This is a genomic window from Dysgonomonas sp. BGC7 (assembly GCF_001261735.1).
Classification (GTDB): domain Bacteria; phylum Bacteroidota; class Bacteroidia; order Bacteroidales; family Dysgonomonadaceae; genus Dysgonomonas.
In genome coordinates, this window is sequence record NZ_CVRP01000004.1 from 82992 (window position 1) to 99147 (window position 16156).

The 16156-nt window shown below is 37.4% G+C and carries 14 protein-coding genes; 2 read left to right on the forward strand and 12 right to left on the reverse strand.

Translation table 11 applies throughout. The features are described 5' to 3' along the window. Positions 1 to 5 precede the first annotated feature (5 nt). The gene (locus BGC7_RS02950; protein ID WP_082206444.1) at positions 6 to 1199 is read left to right on the forward strand and encodes an alginate lyase family protein; all 1194 of its coding nucleotides are present in this window, start codon (positions 6 to 8) and stop codon (positions 1197 to 1199) included. A gap of 326 nt (positions 1200 to 1525) precedes the next feature. Here BGC7_RS02950 and uvrA read toward each other — a convergent pair whose 3' ends face one another. The 3 genes from uvrA to ispE form a co-directional block, all read right to left on the reverse strand. Continuing rightward, the gene (uvrA, locus tag BGC7_RS02955) at positions 1526 to 4357 is read right to left on the reverse strand and encodes an excinuclease ABC subunit UvrA (RefSeq protein WP_050700080.1); all 2832 of its coding nucleotides are present in this window, start codon (positions 4355 to 4357) and stop codon (positions 1526 to 1528) included. Positions 4358 to 4383: 26 nt separating this feature from the next. Then, entirely contained in the window at positions 4384 to 5364 is a 981-nt protein-coding gene (locus BGC7_RS02960; RefSeq protein ID WP_050700081.1) for a lytic transglycosylase domain-containing protein, read from the reverse strand. Positions 5365 to 5580: 216 nt separating this feature from the next. Beyond that, on the reverse strand, positions 5581 to 6402 hold the full coding sequence (gene ispE / locus BGC7_RS02965) for a 4-(cytidine 5'-diphospho)-2-C-methyl-D-erythritol kinase (RefSeq protein ID WP_050700082.1): 822 nt from the start codon (positions 6400 to 6402) through the stop codon (positions 5581 to 5583). A gap of 116 nt (positions 6403 to 6518) precedes the next feature. Here ispE and BGC7_RS02970 point away from each other — a divergent pair, with 116 nt between their 5' ends. Beyond that, positions 6519 to 7805: an O-acetylhomoserine aminocarboxypropyltransferase/cysteine synthase family protein gene (locus BGC7_RS02970; protein WP_050700083.1), complete on the forward strand. Its 1287-nt coding sequence runs from the start codon at positions 6519 to 6521 to the stop codon at positions 7803 to 7805. Between the two features lie 62 nt (positions 7806 to 7867). Here the strand turns inward: BGC7_RS02970 and BGC7_RS02975 are convergent, their stop codons facing one another. From BGC7_RS02975 to BGC7_RS18015, 9 genes are all read right to left on the reverse strand, one after another. Next, entirely contained in the window at positions 7868 to 8764 is an 897-nt protein-coding gene (locus BGC7_RS02975) for a diaminopimelate dehydrogenase (RefSeq protein WP_050700084.1), read from the reverse strand. A 39-nt stretch (positions 8765 to 8803) separates the two neighbouring features. Next, positions 8804 to 9496 carry a DUF2461 domain-containing protein gene (locus BGC7_RS02980; RefSeq protein WP_050700085.1) on the reverse strand — a complete coding sequence of 231 codons (693 nt, stop codon included), beginning with the start codon at positions 9494 to 9496 and terminating at the stop codon, positions 8804 to 8806. Positions 9497 to 9578: 82 nt separating this feature from the next. Then, the gene (glmM, locus tag BGC7_RS02985) at positions 9579 to 10964 is read right to left on the reverse strand and encodes a phosphoglucosamine mutase (protein ID WP_050700086.1); all 1386 of its coding nucleotides are present in this window, start codon (positions 10962 to 10964) and stop codon (positions 9579 to 9581) included. Positions 10965 to 10976: 12 nt separating this feature from the next. Next, the gene (locus BGC7_RS02990; RefSeq protein ID WP_050700087.1) at positions 10977 to 11567 is read right to left on the reverse strand and encodes a DUF4827 family protein; all 591 of its coding nucleotides are present in this window, start codon (positions 11565 to 11567) and stop codon (positions 10977 to 10979) included. A 22-nt stretch (positions 11568 to 11589) separates the two neighbouring features. Then, a complete protein-coding gene (locus tag BGC7_RS02995) occupies positions 11590 to 12621 on the reverse strand; it encodes a DHH family phosphoesterase (RefSeq protein WP_050700088.1) in 1032 nt (343 codons plus the stop codon). 49 nt (positions 12622 to 12670) lie between these two features. Next, positions 12671 to 14641 carry a ComEC/Rec2 family competence protein gene (locus BGC7_RS03000; RefSeq protein ID WP_050700089.1) on the reverse strand — a complete coding sequence of 657 codons (1971 nt, stop codon included), beginning with the start codon at positions 14639 to 14641 and terminating at the stop codon, positions 12671 to 12673. A 17-nt stretch (positions 14642 to 14658) separates the two neighbouring features. After that, complete coding sequence (gene rpe / locus BGC7_RS03005) at positions 14659 to 15312, reverse strand: ribulose-phosphate 3-epimerase (protein ID WP_050700090.1); 654 nt, start codon at positions 15310 to 15312, stop codon at positions 14659 to 14661. Next, positions 15309 to 15842, reverse strand: a complete 534-nt coding sequence (locus BGC7_RS03010) for a DUF2867 domain-containing protein (protein ID WP_050700091.1) — start codon at positions 15840 to 15842, stop codon at positions 15309 to 15311. The genes rpe and BGC7_RS03010 overlap by 4 nt, the downstream gene beginning before the upstream one ends. A gap of 131 nt (positions 15843 to 15973) precedes the next feature. Further along, on the reverse strand, positions 15974 to 16129 hold the full coding sequence (locus BGC7_RS18015; RefSeq protein WP_185112939.1) for a hypothetical protein: 156 nt from the start codon (positions 16127 to 16129) through the stop codon (positions 15974 to 15976). Between the last annotated feature and the right edge of the window lie 27 nt (positions 16130 to 16156).

A 16156-nucleotide genomic window follows, 5' to 3' on the forward strand; every position in this document is an offset into this window, starting at 1 on the left:
ATTATATGAAGTACCGATTATTCTTAATTATTCTTAGTTTCACCTTTTCTTTGAGTTCATATTCTCAAAGGGTTATACAGGCAGAGCAATTAGCATACGCTAAAAGGAATATAGATAACATAGCTAACGGTAACAGTGCCTATAAGGCATTGTTGCGCAATGCCGACAAAGAGTTAGCTACAGTTATAGTACCTATAACAGAGAAAACAATCGTAGCCGGAAGTGGAGACAAACACGACTATGTGAGCATGGGCCCCTACTGGTGGCCGGATTCTACTAGAGCAGACGGACTTCCATATATAAGAAAAGATGGTCAACGCAACCCGGAAATACTAAAACTAGACAGATATAAGATAGATAAGCTTACAAAAGGTGTAAATATTCTATCTTACGCATACTATTTTAGCGGAGAGGACAAATACGCATATAAAGCAGTGGATATGCTTCGGATATGGTTCTTAAATGATGAAACAAAGATGAATCCCAATCTCAACTATGCCCAAATGATTTTAGGGCATAACAATAATAAGGGTCGTGGTGCGGGAATTATAGATACTTATTCTTTCGTCGAAATGATAGATTGTATAGAGTTCCTTGCTAAATCAAGCGCAATGAAGAAGAAAGATCTGGATGGCATCAAAAAATGGTTTTCTGATTTTACCGAATGGCTTATAACCAGCGATCTTGGTCAAAATGAACGAAAAGCAAAAAACAATCATGGAACAGCATATGACATACAAGTTGCTGCGTATGCACTATTCACAGGAAAGACCGATATTGCAAAGGAGTATATTAGCACATTTGCAGAGAATCGCATTTTTCAACAAATAGAGTCTGATGGCAAGCAACCTCTAGAATTGGAACGAACAATAGCTTTACATTACTCTATATTCAATATAGAGCATATGATGGATATGTGTAATCTAGGAAAGTCAGTAGGAGTAAACATATATAACTCTACTTCTACCGATAACCGTTCAATAAGTAAAGCCATAGAATTTATAGTTCCATATTTAGGTAAGTCTCAGAAAGATTTTCCATATCAGCAAATAAAGGAATGGGATCTTAATCAACAAAAACTATGCTGGCTTATACGCAGGGCAAGCATGTTCAAGAAAGACAAAGCATATGATAAATTATTCGATCAATATATAAATACAAAGCCTTCCGATATTAAATGGCTATTATATGCGAAATGAATGAGGTAAAGGGATCATCTTATTTATCATAAAAAATAGAAAGTCCGCGAAATCACCTTCGCAGACTTCCCAACCTTAACACAAACTTTACAAAACTACACAATAGAGTTGATTGCAGCCTGACACTTGGTTCATTCATAATCTCAGGAACCAACTCTGTGTTCGTTATATATTTTATAAGAAAGAATCGAATTTTAGTCTATAAAAGTTGAATTCCTATCTTAGTTATTGTCTTTATTACACAACAAAGATAATATATTCTATCGTAAACACAATAGATTCTATCTATTTTTAGAAAAAAAATGCTTTTCTAGGTTTATCCAACATTACAGCTCTTTTTTCAAATATTCGGCAGTAAAGCTACCATCCACTTTCACAACACTTTCCGGCTTACCTACTGCAACAACAGTACCTCCACCTATACCACCATCGGGCCCCATATCAATTATGTAGTCGGCACTCTTTATTATATCTTGATTATGCTCTATGACAATAATAGTATTTCCTCGGTCTACCAGCTTATTTAAAACACCTAGTAAAACACGTATATCTTCGAAATGTAATCCTGTTGTGGGCTCATCAAGAATATAAATTGTATTGCCTGTATCTATCCTTGCCAGTTCGGCCGCCAGCTTTATCCGTTGAGATTCTCCACCCGACAATGTTGTAGATGGTTGCCCCAATTTGAGATACCCCAGACCAACTTCCTGCAACACTTTTATCTTATGCAATATAGTCGGTACATTCTCAAAGAATTCAACAGCCATATTTATTGTCATATCCAATACATCTGCTATCGACTTGCCTTTGAAACGTACTTCGAGCGTTTCTCTGTTATACCTCTTGCCATGACATTCTTCGCATTGCACATACACATCGGGAAGAAAATTCATTGCAATAGTCTTATAACCATTACCCCCGCAGACTTCACAACGCCCACCCTTTACATTAAAAGAAAAACGTCCGGCTTTATACCCCCTTATTTTAGATTCGGGCAGATTGACGAAAAGATTTCTTATATCAGAGAATACACCTGTATATGTAGCCGGATTGGAACGTGGAGTACGCCCTATAGGAGACTGGTCTACAGTTATTACCTTATCCACATTGTCTATTCCATCCAAAGACTTATAGGGAAGAGGATCGGCTAACGACCTGTATAAATGCTGGCTCAGAATCGGTTGCAAAGTACCATTAATAAGGCTCGACTTTCCACTACCCGACACTCCTGTCACACATATAAATGTATTGAGAGGGAAAGTAACCGATACATCTTTCAGATTATGCCCGGTTGCTCCTTTTATAGTAATTTTCTTTCCATTACCCTTTCTTCTTTTCGAGGGCACTTCTATTTTCAGTTTACCATTCAGATAGTCGGCAGTCATTGTACTGGCTTTCAGCATCTCCTGAGGTGTACCTGCAAATACGACTTTACCACCCCGACGACCGGCATAAGGGCCAAGATCAACTACATAATCGGCATCGAGCATAATATCCTTATCATGCTCAACTACAATTACCGAGTTACCGCTATCACGTAATTTTTTTAATGAGTCTATCAAGCGTGTATTGTCTCTCTGATGCAATCCTATACTCGGTTCATCGAGAATATAAAGTACATTTACCAGTTGAGAGCCTATTTGTGTTGCCAAACGTATACGCTGGCTTTCGCCTCCCGAAAGTGTTACCGAAGCTCTATTCAATGATAGGTAACTAAGTCCTACATCCAACAAGAAAGACAAACGGGAAACTATCTCTTTCTTTATCTCCGAAGCAATAAGCTTTTGCCTATCCGAAATATGCACATCCATATCCTGTATCCAGTCGTAGAGATGTTGTATATCCATTTCGGCAAGTTCTGCTATATTCTTACCATTTACTTTATAGTGCAAAGCCTCTTTATTCAGACGCTGTCCGTTACAGTCGGGGCAAACATCTGTTTTTATAAACTGTTCGGCCCATTTCTGAGCAGAAGCAGAAGAATCACTATCCTGCTGCATTTCTATATATTTGGCTACACCTTCGAATGCTACCACATAGTTTGAACTACCCAAGGATTCATTTTTGATCTGCAATCGTTCGTCAGTACCAAACATAATTTCATCGAGAGCTTCCTGTGGAATATCCTTTATCGGGGTTTTCACCGTCACACCGTGCTTCTCGCAAATAGCTTCTATCTGCCAAAAAAACAATGAGTTCTTATATTTACCCAATGGCGCTATACCTCCTGCGTAGATGCTAAGTTGAGGCTTAGGTACAATCTTATCTATATCTATTTGGTTCACAAGCCCCAGCCCTTTACATTTCGGACATGCACCGTGCGGAGAATTGAACGAAAAGGTATGAGGCGCAGGTTCGCTATAAGACAAACCTGTAGAAGGACACATCAACTGGCGACTAAAGTGACGGACTTCTCCCGAATCCACATCCTGTATCATGATCAACCCGTCACCTTGTTTCATTGCTGTACGGAGACTGGTTTTAAGATTGTCTGCAAACTTATTAGAAACCGCAAGTTTATCAATAAGTACCTCAACACTGTGCATTTTGTATCTATCGAGTCGCATTCCGGGAATAATTTCCCGTATAGCACCGTCTACACGTACTGTAAGATAGCCTTTCTTACTAATTTGTTCGAATAACTCTTTATAATGACCTTTACGATTGCGGACAACCGGAGCCAGCAAATATATCTTCTTCCCGATATAACGTTCGAGAATAAGTTCCAGAATCTGTTCTTCTGTATATTTAACCATTTTCTCTCCCGTAAGGTAAGAGTATGCCTCACCTGCCCTGGCATATAGTAAGCGAAGGAAATCGTAAATCTCGGTTGTAGTACCTACAGTCGATCGAGGATTCCGATTAGTAGTTTTTTGCTCTATAGAAATCACCGGGCTTAGTCCGGTGATCTTATCCACATCGGGACGCTCCATTCCTCCAAGAAAGTTGCGTGCATATGCTGAAAAAGTCTCAATATATCGGCGCTGCCCTTCGGCAAATATTGTATCGAAAGCCAAAGAAGATTTTCCACTACCACTCAGACCTGTTATTACAACAAGCGAATCGCGGGGAATTTCTACATCTATATTTTTCAGGTTGTGTACACGGGCACCGTACACACTTATCATTTCTTTTGTTTCCGGAACGTTTGTTTTCATCAATTCGTATTGTTCTTCTAGTCCTTTTATTCTTGAGAAATCCAGATTTTATTATGAACTCTTATTCTATCTCCTTTTTTGTAAAAAAGAGACTCTTCTGTAGGAATAAGAATAGTATATGAATTCTGACTCTTTGGCGATATAGTCAGTTTTCGGTCTCGCAACCAAGTATTGAAGTCTTTCAACTGAGCATAAGTGATTCCATTATCTTTTGCAAACGTAGCCAGATCGGAAATGGACTGATTTACTTCCACTCTCTTAAAATCAATAGGCTTATACAGGTCTTTTTCGGTAAGTACAAAACCATATTTGGCGGGAGACTCAAATATTTGTTTTATAGCCAGCATACGGAAATAATAACGGGTAGTTTCATCTACCAACCACAGATCCAGACCATCTTCTGCCTGTTGTTTATCCAATTCGCCGCTTATTCTTCCTTGTCCGGCATTGTATGACAAAGCCACACTCGACCAACTTCCATATTTATTGTAAGCCTGCTTCAGGTATTTACATGCCGCTAGAGTAGACTTCTCTATCGAATAACGCTCGTCTACCTCGGAAGAAACTTCAAGCCCGTAAGAAGGTGCTGTCTTCGGCATAAATTGCCACAGTCCAACTGCACCTGCGGGTGAAGTAGCTCTATGATTGAGACTACTTTCAATTACTGCCAGATATTTAAAATCTTCGGGAATACCATTCTCTTTCAAGATTGGTTCTATTACAGGAAAGTAACGGTTTGCCTTTTTTATAAGTAGCAGAGTTGTTGAATGCAGATATGTGAATCCATTAATTTCTCTGTCGTAACGTTCGTGCAAGTCATACCTGTCCAAAACCAGCTCCTCTCCGGCAAATTCTACTTTGTGAGGCACCTCTATAGATTTCGTCATCGACAATACATGCGGAGTTTTAGACTCTATCACATCTTTGCTTTGATTGGATAAAAAGAGCATTGCAGCAACACACACAGCAACAATAACAAGAATAAAGAATATTGAGTTTTTAGTCATTCAAATAATATCATGTAAACTAATATTTTACGGATAATTTTAACTAAAAAGTAACGAAAGTAACAGATTTCACTTGTTTTTTCTTTTGTTACCTTTTTTATTCTACGACGTCAAATTATCCACCATTCTACAGATAAACTTTCAGAGAAGCGATCTATAGATACAGACTATCAAAGATACAATAATATTCTCAGTTATAAAAAACAGAAGGAGTTCTTACAAACCTTTCCCATGCCATACAAAGTAGTCTGAATAAACACTTTCGAGGTTTTCTATTGCATTCTTAAAAATTCCAAAAACAGAAGATCCCGACCCCGACATGGAAGCATACAAAGCACCCCTATCATAAAGATCATGCTTTATTTCTCTTATTATCGGATATTTAGGAAATACACTTTTCTCAAAGTCATTTATCATCAAATCTCTCCATTCTTCTACAGGGCGCGATATTATCTTTTTTAGAGATATAGCAGGGGCACATGGAACAACTGAGGCGAAAGCATCTTTAGTCGGGATTTGAATATCCGGCTTTATCAGCACAAAATGATAATCTTTCAGTGACAGATCAATATCTTCAAATATTTCTCCTATACCCGATGCAAAAACAGGTCGGTTATGTATAAAAAATGAACAATCGGCTCCCAACTGAACTGCGAGTGAAACCAGTTCTTCTTCGGAAACTCCAAGAGAGAAAGTATCATTCAATAGTTTCAGCATGAAAGAGGCATCGGCCGATCCTCCTCCCAGTCCTGCTCCAAAAGGAATCTTTTTCAACAGATGTACTTCTACCGTAGGAAATTTATATCTTGAACGCATCAGCTTCAATGCTCTCATCACCAGATTCTTTTCCGGCTTGGCGTCTATCACTATTCCCGCCTCCGTAAATGTATCACTCTCCTGTCCCTCTCGAACAATAATTTCGAGCGCATCTTCAATATTTATAGGATAAAATATAGTTTCCAGATTATGATACCCATCACCCCTGCGAGAAACAACATTCAGTCCTAAATTTATTTTGGCATTCGGAAAACAAATCATAATGAAAAATTAGTGTCGCAAATATAACTTTTTTATTCCAGTGAAAAGAACCCCAACCTTTATAAAATACCATCAATATATTGCTATCTTTATAACTTTGATTTTTTTTTAACACTATGAATAAGAAACAAAACCCTGAAACTATTTGCGTACAAGCCGGATGGCAACCTAAGAAAGGAGAGCCTCGTGTACTGCCTATTTACCAAAGTACAACATTCAAGTATGAGACAAGCGAGCAAATGGCTCAATTGTTTGATCTCGAAGCCGAAGGTTATTTCTATACACGACTGCAAAATCCGACAAACGATTTTGTGGCTGCCAAGATAGCCGCTCTCGAAGGCGGAGCAGGAGCCATGCTTACCTCTTCGGGACAGGCAGCAACATTTTATGCTATATTCAACATCTGCAATGCCGGAGATCATGTAGTGAGTGCCTCAACCATATATGGAGGTACATTCAACTTATTTGCCGTAACAATGAAAAAGCTAGGCATAGAATTCACTTTCGTAGATCAGGAAGCACCTGCCGAAGATATACGAAAAGTTTTCAGACCTAATACAAAAGCCCTGTTCGCAGAAAGCATCTCGAATCCCGGCATGAACGTGCTCGACATAGAGAAGTTCGCAAACATAGCTCATAGCGAAGGCGTACCATTGATTGTAGACAACACTTTTCCCACACCAATAAATTGCCGACCGTTTGATTGGGGCGCAGATATAATCATACATTCTACAACTAAGTACATGGACGGACATGCAATAAGCCTCGGTGGAGCAATTGTAGACGGTGGCAAATTCGACTGGAATGCACACTCCGATAAGTATCCAGGACTAACCCAACCCGACGAATCTTATCACGGACTGACATATACAGAGTCTTTCGGGAAAACAGCTTACCTCACCAAAGCTGTTGTGCAGCTAATGAGAGATCTGGGTTCTGCTCAGTCGCCGCAAAATGCTTTCCTTCTGAATGTTGGCCTAGAGACATTACACCTGCGTATGCAACGCCATTGTGAAAATGCTCAGAAGGTAGCCGAATATCTGGAAAGCAGACCGGAAATAGCATGGGTCAATTATCCGGGACTAAAAAGTAACAAATACTATGACCGAGCAAAGAAATATATGCCGAATGGTACTTGTGGTGTTATGACATTCGGGCTAAAAGGAGGCCGTGATGTTTCGGTCAAATTTATGGATAGTCTGCAATTTATAGCCATAGTTACCCACGTGGCAGATGCTCGTACCTGTGTGCTGCATCCGGCAAGCCACACTCATCGTCAGTTGAGTGACGATCAGTTAAAAGCTGCAGGCGTACCTGCCGATCTGATTCGGTTGTCGGTAGGAATAGAAAATGCAAATGACATAATAGAAGATATAGAGCAAGCTCTGAAACAAATCTTATAAAATAAGAAACGGGTGGAATCAAAAGCAAATTCTACCCGTTTTTCTTTTTACATAGAATTAAATTATACTAATTTCTTTATCAATGCGTCTCTATCTCCATATATATAATCTATAATAGGTACTTCTATCATTGTATATGCACCCGGCCTTTGTTTCATCGAAGCACGAGCAGAAGCTACAAGTACCTGAGCTGTAAGTGCAGGATTGTTAATTTTCATATTGAAGTCGAACAGTTGATTTTGTGTAGAGCCAGAAACGCCCTTGCGAACCATATTCACTCCATGTCCCATATCCTTCAGATTGTCGACACAATCGACTTGCATAACATGAGTTTCATCATGAGCAAAGTAATCATCTGTTTTTATAGCTTTAGCTACTTCTTCAAACTTATATCCATCTTCTACTTCTATATAAACCATACGACGATGAATACTTGTACCTAAAGGGATAGTCATCGACAAAGCAGCTCTTACTCCTTTTATTGCTTTCACGGCAACAGTATGTCCCATACTCATACCCGGACCAAAGTTTGTATATGTTACGCCTTTAGGCGCCATAAACTCAAGCATAGAACGCACCATAGAGTCTGTACCGGGATCCCAGCCTGCTGAAATAATAGAAACTGTATTGTTGGCTTTTGCTACAACATCCAACTCTTTTCTCAGATTTACAATACCTCCATGTATATCATAGCTATCTACCGTGTTTATACCGGCAACAAGACACTCTTTGGCAAAGCTTTCGACACTACGGGTAGGTGTACATAAAACGGCAACATCCACACCCGACAGTTCTGTCACAGACTTTACTACCTTATATGTTTTCAACTCTTCGGGTACATTTGCCGGATCGCGACGAACAATACCTGCGACTTCAAAATCGGGAGATGACAAAATCGCATCTAAAACATAGTGCCCGATATTACCATATCCAACGATAGCTGCTCTTATTTTTTTCATTGATATTAAAATATTATTTATGATTTATATATAAGTTATTTATAGTTCTGTAGCTTCTTTCATAAAGTTATATAACCATTCGAGAGCCATAAAATCTTCTTTTACCATATCGGTAAAATCCGAAGAGAACAATTCATCTCCAATTGGTCTTATCTTCTCTACCCATAATCCTTTACGTTGAATCCACGGTTGAAAATATTCAGGTAGATCATTAGCTATAGGACGCTTGTATTCCTCTCCGTTTATAACATAACCTCTATCGATAACAGTTTTCTGCGTTATTTTTTGGAACTCCTCAGCATTGTATGATACTTCATCTCTGAAAGCATCCATAACTTTCTTCTTTGGCTGAAAAAGCCCTAATCCCAATGTATACGAATCTTCTTTAAGTTCCATAAAATAGCCCGGATAATCTTTCCACTCTTCACGGGTGACAGGCAGTTGAAATACCAGCCACATGAAATCCTTATAGGGATCTTTATTTTTAGAAAAACGCGTATCACGATAGATACGCGACATAGCTCTATGTGGACGCATTTCGAAGCCCGAATCAATATTGTACATAGCAGGCGACAAGCTCATAAAAAAAGATTTCAGAGGATTCAATAGCTCCTTTTCATAAATATGCTTATTAGCATCGAACCATTCTTTATAGTTATTTTCTTTCAGATCTTTAAAGAAACGAAATGTTTGAAGAGTGAAACCTTTGAAGGGAATATCTTTCTGCGCCATTATACTGTAATTGTTAAATTGAAGTATAAAGATAAAAAAATAGCAGTTTCTTACAAAACTGCTATTTTCTTTTATAATAATTTCACTTCGCTAATTGCTTTACTACATCCATTATCTCAGCTCCTATTTCTTCGGCTTCCTTCATCGTGTGTGCTTCTGAATAGACTCTGATAATAGGCTCTGTATTCGACTTACGTAAGTGTACCCATTTGTCAGGGAAATCAATCTTCACCCCATCAATATCAGTAACATCGTACTGGCTGAATTTTTCCTTTATCGTACTCAATATAGCATCGACATTGATACTAGGTGTAAGCTCTACTTTCTGCTTAGCAATAAAATATTGAGGATATGATGCTCTGATTTCACTCACTTTCTTCTTCTCGAAAGCCAAATGAGAAAGGAACAGTGCTATACCCACCAATGCATCGCGTCCGTAATGGCTGGCTGGATAAATAACTCCGCCATTACCTTCACCACCGATAACAGCATTAGTTGCTTTCATCTGCGTTGTCACATTTACTTCTCCTACAGCAGCGGCATTATATTCACATCCGTACTTTCTGGTTATATCGCGTAATGCCCGGCTAGAGCTTAAATTAGACACTGTATTTCCCGGCGTATGCTTCAATACATAATCAGCAACTGCAACAAGAGTATATTCTTCTCCAAACATTTCTCCGTTTTCACAAATTATAGCTAAACGGTCAACATCCGGATCTACTACAAAGCCAACATCCGAAGAAGTGGTTTTCATCATCACTGATATGTCTTGCAAATGCTCGGGAAGAGGCTCTGGATTGTGTGGAAATTCTCCATTTGGAGTACAATAGAGCTCATTTATTTTATTAACTCCTAATGCTTTCAACAGCTTGGGGATAACAATTCCTCCAACAGAGTTTACACAATCAATAGCCACTTCAAAATCGGCAGCCTTTATAGCCTCTACATCTACCAAAGTAAGATCTAATACTGCTTGTATATGCTTATCTGTATAATCTTTCTCCGAAAGTTTGCCAATATGATCTACATGAGCGAAAATGAAATCTTCCGATTCGGCAATACTTAATACTTCTTCACCTTCTGCAGCATTAAGGAACTCTCCTCTTTCATTCAATAATTTTAGAGCATTCCACTGTTTTGGATTATGGCTGGCTGTAAGAATAATTCCTCCGGCAGCATGTTCCATAGTAACAGCTAATTCTGTTGTAGGAGTAGTAGCCAATCCGATATTTACAACATCAAAGCCCATCCCCATAAGAGTGCCTGTAACAACCTGCTCCATCATTTTACCTGATATACGAGCATCACGTCCTACTACGATAGTATTTGAGTCTGTTTTTCTATTATTACGTATAAATGAGGCATAAGCTGATACAAATTTAACTGTATCTAGCGGATTAAGTCCATCACCGACTTTTCCTCCGATAGTACCTCTAATCCCTGAAATAGATTTAATTAAGGTCATAATTTATATTATTTATTCATGTGTTTGGTCTAACAGAAAATGGTATCTTAATCTTTTATAGAAAAAAGGTACATATGCCTGTCCCTGATAGGTGGATCCTAAGCCAGACAAGAACGGAACAATAATACTAACCTCCGCATCATTACCCAGACCTTTCAGAAACGGCTCAACAGTACCATTCGATAATAGATAATACTCTTGTGCATATTGATTTACACTATAATATGTCTCTTCTCTACCAAAAGTAAAAAGCATAGCAGTATTACCTTCCGAATTAGTCTCTGCATATATACTGTTGGTCAGCATATTATAAACACTATCATATCGAACATAAACATCAGTCTTACCGGAAATAGGACGTTCGTCATTTCCCGGATCAATTACACGATAATATGCCCCTGTACTGGATTTGAAATATTGATTATCTGCAAATTTATGATCAGCAGGATACTGTGTTATTACATCGATATTATTATCACTTATAAAGTTATCAATCGCTTTCTTTTCTTGTTCCAGCTTTTTGGCATAAGAATCTCCTTTACACGATGAAAACACCACAAAAAGACCGACAAGAGCAAATATTACATAAATAATCTTCTTCATCTATATTATCGTTTAGTATATTTTATTTCTTTTTTAATAAGTTTCCATACTCCGGCAACGCATTTTCAAATATTGCAATCGCTTCTTTCATTGTTCCTTTAAACTCTCCTCCGGCAGCATTAAGGTGTCCTCCACCATTGTAACATTCAGCCGCAAATTTATTGCTTGGGAAAGTCCCCTGAGATCGAAACGAGATTTTTATAAAATCATTGTCCTCTCGAATAAAAACTGAGAAAATAATTCCTTTAATATTCAAGGGTAAATTAGCAAACCCCTCTGTATCACCCTTTTTTACATTATATTTATTTTGCTCTTCATTTGTCAGCCAAATAAGAGCAGCATTATATTCAGGATATATTTTCATTTTCTCACACAATGTATATCCGAGCATGCGATACCTGTCTTCCGAATAATTATGATAAACATTCGAATATATCTGATCTTTATTGATACCCTTTTTCAAAAGCTCGCCAATTATATAGTATATTTCGGCATTATTTGAATTATAGGTAAAAGCACCTGTATCTGTCATCATGCCTGTATATATGGCTGTAGCACTCTCATTACTCATTGCTTCAAAATCACCCATACGGCAGATCAAACGAAAAATCAGCTCACTTGTAGATGATATTTCAGGATGTGAGATCATCACATCACAAAAATTAGTAGGTTCGGGATGATGATCGATCAGTACTTTCTTTGCATTAGCAGCTTCAATAAAAGGTGCAAGATGATGAGAACGTTTAGGTACATTAAAGTCGAGACAGAAGATAAGCTCTGCTTCGGCTATTAATTTTTGTGCAAATTCAGTATACTTTTCATAGTCGATAATATCTTTTGCTCCGGGAATCCATTTCAAAAAGTCGGGAAACGAATTAGGAACTATTATATTTACATTATTACCCAAATCATTCAGATAATGATATAACCCTAAAGAAGAACCTATAGCATCTCCATCAGGCGACACATGGGTAACGATCACTATCTTTTCATATTTATCCAGTAACTCTTCTACTTCCGAAATTTTAGAACTTGCTATTATCTTCGATATCATTTATTTATACTTCCTTCTTAAAATCAAAATTTATGCAGACGCAAAAATACTAAAAAAACATACTAAAAGCACCATTTTCAACGACATCGTGACAAGTAATACCAAGATTTTTACATTCTTTAGTTAATCGCCGACGAGTAGATACTGATAATGAAGCATCTAGTATTACATTTTCAATAGTAAAAAGACTACTTATTGTATATAATGAATAAGATTCGTTATTAGTTAGCACTAAATTGTCAAGTTCGAACCTTTCTGACGAATACTTTTCTTTATAAATATCCTCCGACAAAATTAATGTACTCAAATTTCCAGCATATAAATACTTATAGCCGTCTTTTATATTTTCATTTGTAATATTTTGCACAAAAGCACCTGAGACTAAAGTAATCTCAGTTTTTTGAGGACGATTATATACGATCATTTCATTTGGCTGATCTTTTATGTTAGCGTATATACCTGTGAGTATTAATACAAGAACAGCAGATAAACCAACAATAAAAAATCGCACCTTTTTCTGATAGAAAAACAGCAATACAAACAATATTATAGTAGAAATTAACAGCAAACTCAAAAACGTAATCTTTTCATCTTCAAATAAAGCAAACGGTAAACTCTCGAAAAAACTGATAATAGAAATCATCAGTTGTACTAGAATTTGCAACACCTTCACTGGCACATAATAGATAAAAGATGCCGAATCCGGTAACAAAAACCCTATTGTTCCGGCAACAACTATTCCTGCAACGGCATACATTATAACAGAAACTAAAGGCACAATAATCATATTTGCAAGGAAAAAATATGTAGGGAATGTGCCAAAGTAATATAAACAGATAGGAAATGTAGCTAACTGAGCTACTAACGACAACGTAAACATCTGCCATATTTTTGTCACATACTTATTGTCCGTTTTTACAAGTTTCGACGCTCTAGGATGCAGATATAAGATAGATAATACAGACATAAAACTCAGCTGAAAACCGATATCGAAAAAAGAAAGCGGATTGACGAGCAGAATGAAAAATGCAGCTATATACAGTGCGTGTATAGATGAATTTTTCCGACCCAGCATTTCCGACATACAAAAAATTGTAAGCATAACGCTCGCTCGTACTACCGATGGGGGTAAACCTGTAATGAAAGCATAAAACCACAACAATATGATAATGATAAGAGGCTTTAACCAATACCATTTTGTCCCTTTTCTGATGAAGAGGAGGAATGATGATATTATCATATATATTATGGCAACATGCAATCCACTGACTGACAATACATGCACAGTCCCCGTTGTGCGGAATCCCTGTTTAATATCATCTGTAAGATCGTTCTGATAACCTAGTGTTAGTGCCGACAAAATAGAATATTCGGTATGGGAAAAGCCAAGTGATTTGTAAAAATCCATTATGTATTCTCGGATACGCAATGCTGAGAACTTCAAAGAAGTTGAATGTTGTCCTGTTGCCACCCACTTGTCAGACGTAATATATGCCGAACCCGAAAACCCTTGATCATACATATATCGAACATAATCAAAATCGTCAGGATTTCCCATATTTCGAAAAGGCTGTACCCTACCCTCAAAGATTAGTTCTTGTCCGGGAGACAACACAGGTTTAAGAGAGTCTTGACCAAAGTAGCAAACTATATATTTATCATAGTCAGCCAAATAAACCTTACAGGCAATCGTTCGGGGTTTCTCTTGCGGAGTATCGGCTATAACTCCTTTATAAATCTTATTGTCATCTGAATAAGAGAATTCCGATTTCTGCTGACACAAAACCGTAGACACTATGCCCACACCTACAATGAAAAAGAACACTCCTGCACCAAATAACCATCTTAGCTTGAAATGAAGGTGTTGTGGTAGAAAATAAGAAAGTAGCATAGTCAAAATACCAAAAGAAGAAATGACTATACTCAGATATTCTACATCGAAATAGTATTGTAACAAGATTCCCAACAACAGAGGAATCAGAAGAAAGAGAAAAGGTGTCTTTGACAAAGGATTATTCATCAATCGGCACTATCCAGCTAAACAATACTTTTCAGTTTATGAATCATTTCAGTAGGATTACTATCGGCAAAAACTGCATTTCCAGCCACCAACACATCGGCTCCCGCATCGATCAACAATTTGGCTGTATGCAAGTTTACACCTCCGTCCACTTCTATCAGCGTATCCAAATTCCTACGAAGAATCATTTCTTTCAATTTTGCGACTTTAGGCACAGAATGTTCTATAAACTTTTGTCCTCCAAAACCGGGATTGACAGACATAAGCAGTACCATATCTATATCCTGCAAAATATCTTCGAGCAAAGATACAGGAGTGTGTGGATTGAGAGTCACACCCGCTTTCATTCCTGCATCATGAATAGCTCCTACAACCCTATGAAGATGAGTGCAAGCCTCATAATGTACATTCATCATATATGCACCTGCATCTTTTACTTGCGAAATGTACTTATCAGGGTTCACAATCATCAGATGTACATCTAATGGCTTTTTAGCAATCTTACTGATTTGCTTAATGATAGGAAAGCCAAATGAAATATTTGGTACGAACGAACCATCCATCACATCGCAATGAAACCAATCGGCCTCACTATTATTAATCATTTCCACATCTGCCTGAAGATTAAGAAAATCGGCAGAAAGAAGAGAAGGTGCTATTTTATGACTCATATATTTATATTATTTTTCTGTATTAATAGATTCAAACTATACTTCAACATTTTCTTTACCACAATTTTATGGAAAGGGAGGATCGAGTAAAAATAAACATATCCTAGAGTCGAATGAAACTTTACTAATGTGTAAGCAAAAACACATTGTGCCTTCTTTTCTTCACTCTCCAAAAATATAGAAACATAAGCCGACAGATGTTTATCGGTAAGACAAATCACTGTCTCTTTTTCAGATTTAGCTTGCAAAGACATCAATCCATAAGCTTTGCCATTTCTTATACAATCTGTCAATTGATCGAGACTGCTATCTTCTCCTGTTTTCAGGCCAAAAGGTTTAACCAAAATATTCCTCAGTTTAAAGAGCCTGTCCACCCATGCTGGCTTCGAAGACCAAAGAGCAATCTGAATATCTTCTGTTGTGATACCCTTCAGGTCATCTGACTCACATTTTGTAATATCATAATAATCTACAGGCTGATATGCAGATATTAAGAGATCGCTAGGAATTGTATCTTTCATTCTTGCCATAAAATATACAAGCTAAATACAAATATAAAAGTAACAAAAAGAAGATTCAATACAAAATAAAGGTATCATTCAAAAAACAAAAAAGGCATAAAACCCTAATTTCACACCTTTTTTGTTTCATATTTCAAAAATCAGTTTACACACAAGTAATTAATATCTTTAGGCAAAGACTTATCTACATAATACGTGTGGGCAAACTGTTTTAAGAAATCTAATGTTTTTTCGGATGGTGCGACAACCTCCGCATGCTTTTTACTCACATCTTTAGGTGTAATAATTTTTTTCATAGGCGATCTCCTTAATAGTTACCAAAT

Bases quoted from the DNA above. Each gene is read 5' to 3' on its own strand.
- BGC7_RS02950 (WP_082206444.1), top strand. From the start codon at position 6: ATGAAGTACCGATTATTCTTAATTATTCTTAGTTTCACCTTTTCTTTG.
- uvrA (WP_050700080.1), bottom strand. From the start codon at position 4,357: ATGAAAACAAACGTTCCGGAAACAAAAGAAATGATAAGTGTGTACGGT.
- BGC7_RS02960 (WP_050700081.1), bottom strand. From the start codon at position 5,364: ATGACTAAAAACTCAATATTCTTTATTCTTGTTATTGTTGCTGTGTGT.
- ispE (WP_050700082.1), bottom strand. From the start codon at position 6,402: ATGATTTGTTTTCCGAATGCCAAAATAAATTTAGGACTGAATGTTGTT.
- BGC7_RS02970 (WP_050700083.1), top strand. From the start codon at position 6,519: ATGAATAAGAAACAAAACCCTGAAACTATTTGCGTACAAGCCGGATGG.
- BGC7_RS02975 (WP_050700084.1), bottom strand. From the start codon at position 8,764: ATGAAAAAAATAAGAGCAGCTATCGTTGGATATGGTAATATCGGGCAC.
- BGC7_RS02980 (WP_050700085.1), bottom strand. From the start codon at position 9,496: ATGGCGCAGAAAGATATTCCCTTCAAAGGTTTCACTCTTCAAACATTT.
- glmM (WP_050700086.1), bottom strand. From the start codon at position 10,964: ATGACCTTAATTAAATCTATTTCAGGGATTAGAGGTACTATCGGAGGA.
- BGC7_RS02990 (WP_050700087.1), bottom strand. From the start codon at position 11,567: ATGAAGAAGATTATTTATGTAATATTTGCTCTTGTCGGTCTTTTTGTG.
- BGC7_RS02995 (WP_050700088.1), bottom strand. From the start codon at position 12,621: ATGATATCGAAGATAATAGCAAGTTCTAAAATTTCGGAAGTAGAAGAG.
- BGC7_RS03000 (WP_050700089.1), bottom strand. From the start codon at position 14,641: ATGAATAATCCTTTGTCAAAGACACCTTTTCTCTTTCTTCTGATTCCT.
- rpe (WP_050700090.1), bottom strand. From the start codon at position 15,312: ATGAGTCATAAAATAGCACCTTCTCTTCTTTCTGCCGATTTTCTTAAT.
- BGC7_RS03010 (WP_050700091.1), bottom strand. From the start codon at position 15,842: ATGGCAAGAATGAAAGATACAATTCCTAGCGATCTCTTAATATCTGCA.
- BGC7_RS18015 (WP_185112939.1), bottom strand. From the start codon at position 16,129: ATGAAAAAAATTATTACACCTAAAGATGTGAGTAAAAAGCATGCGGAG.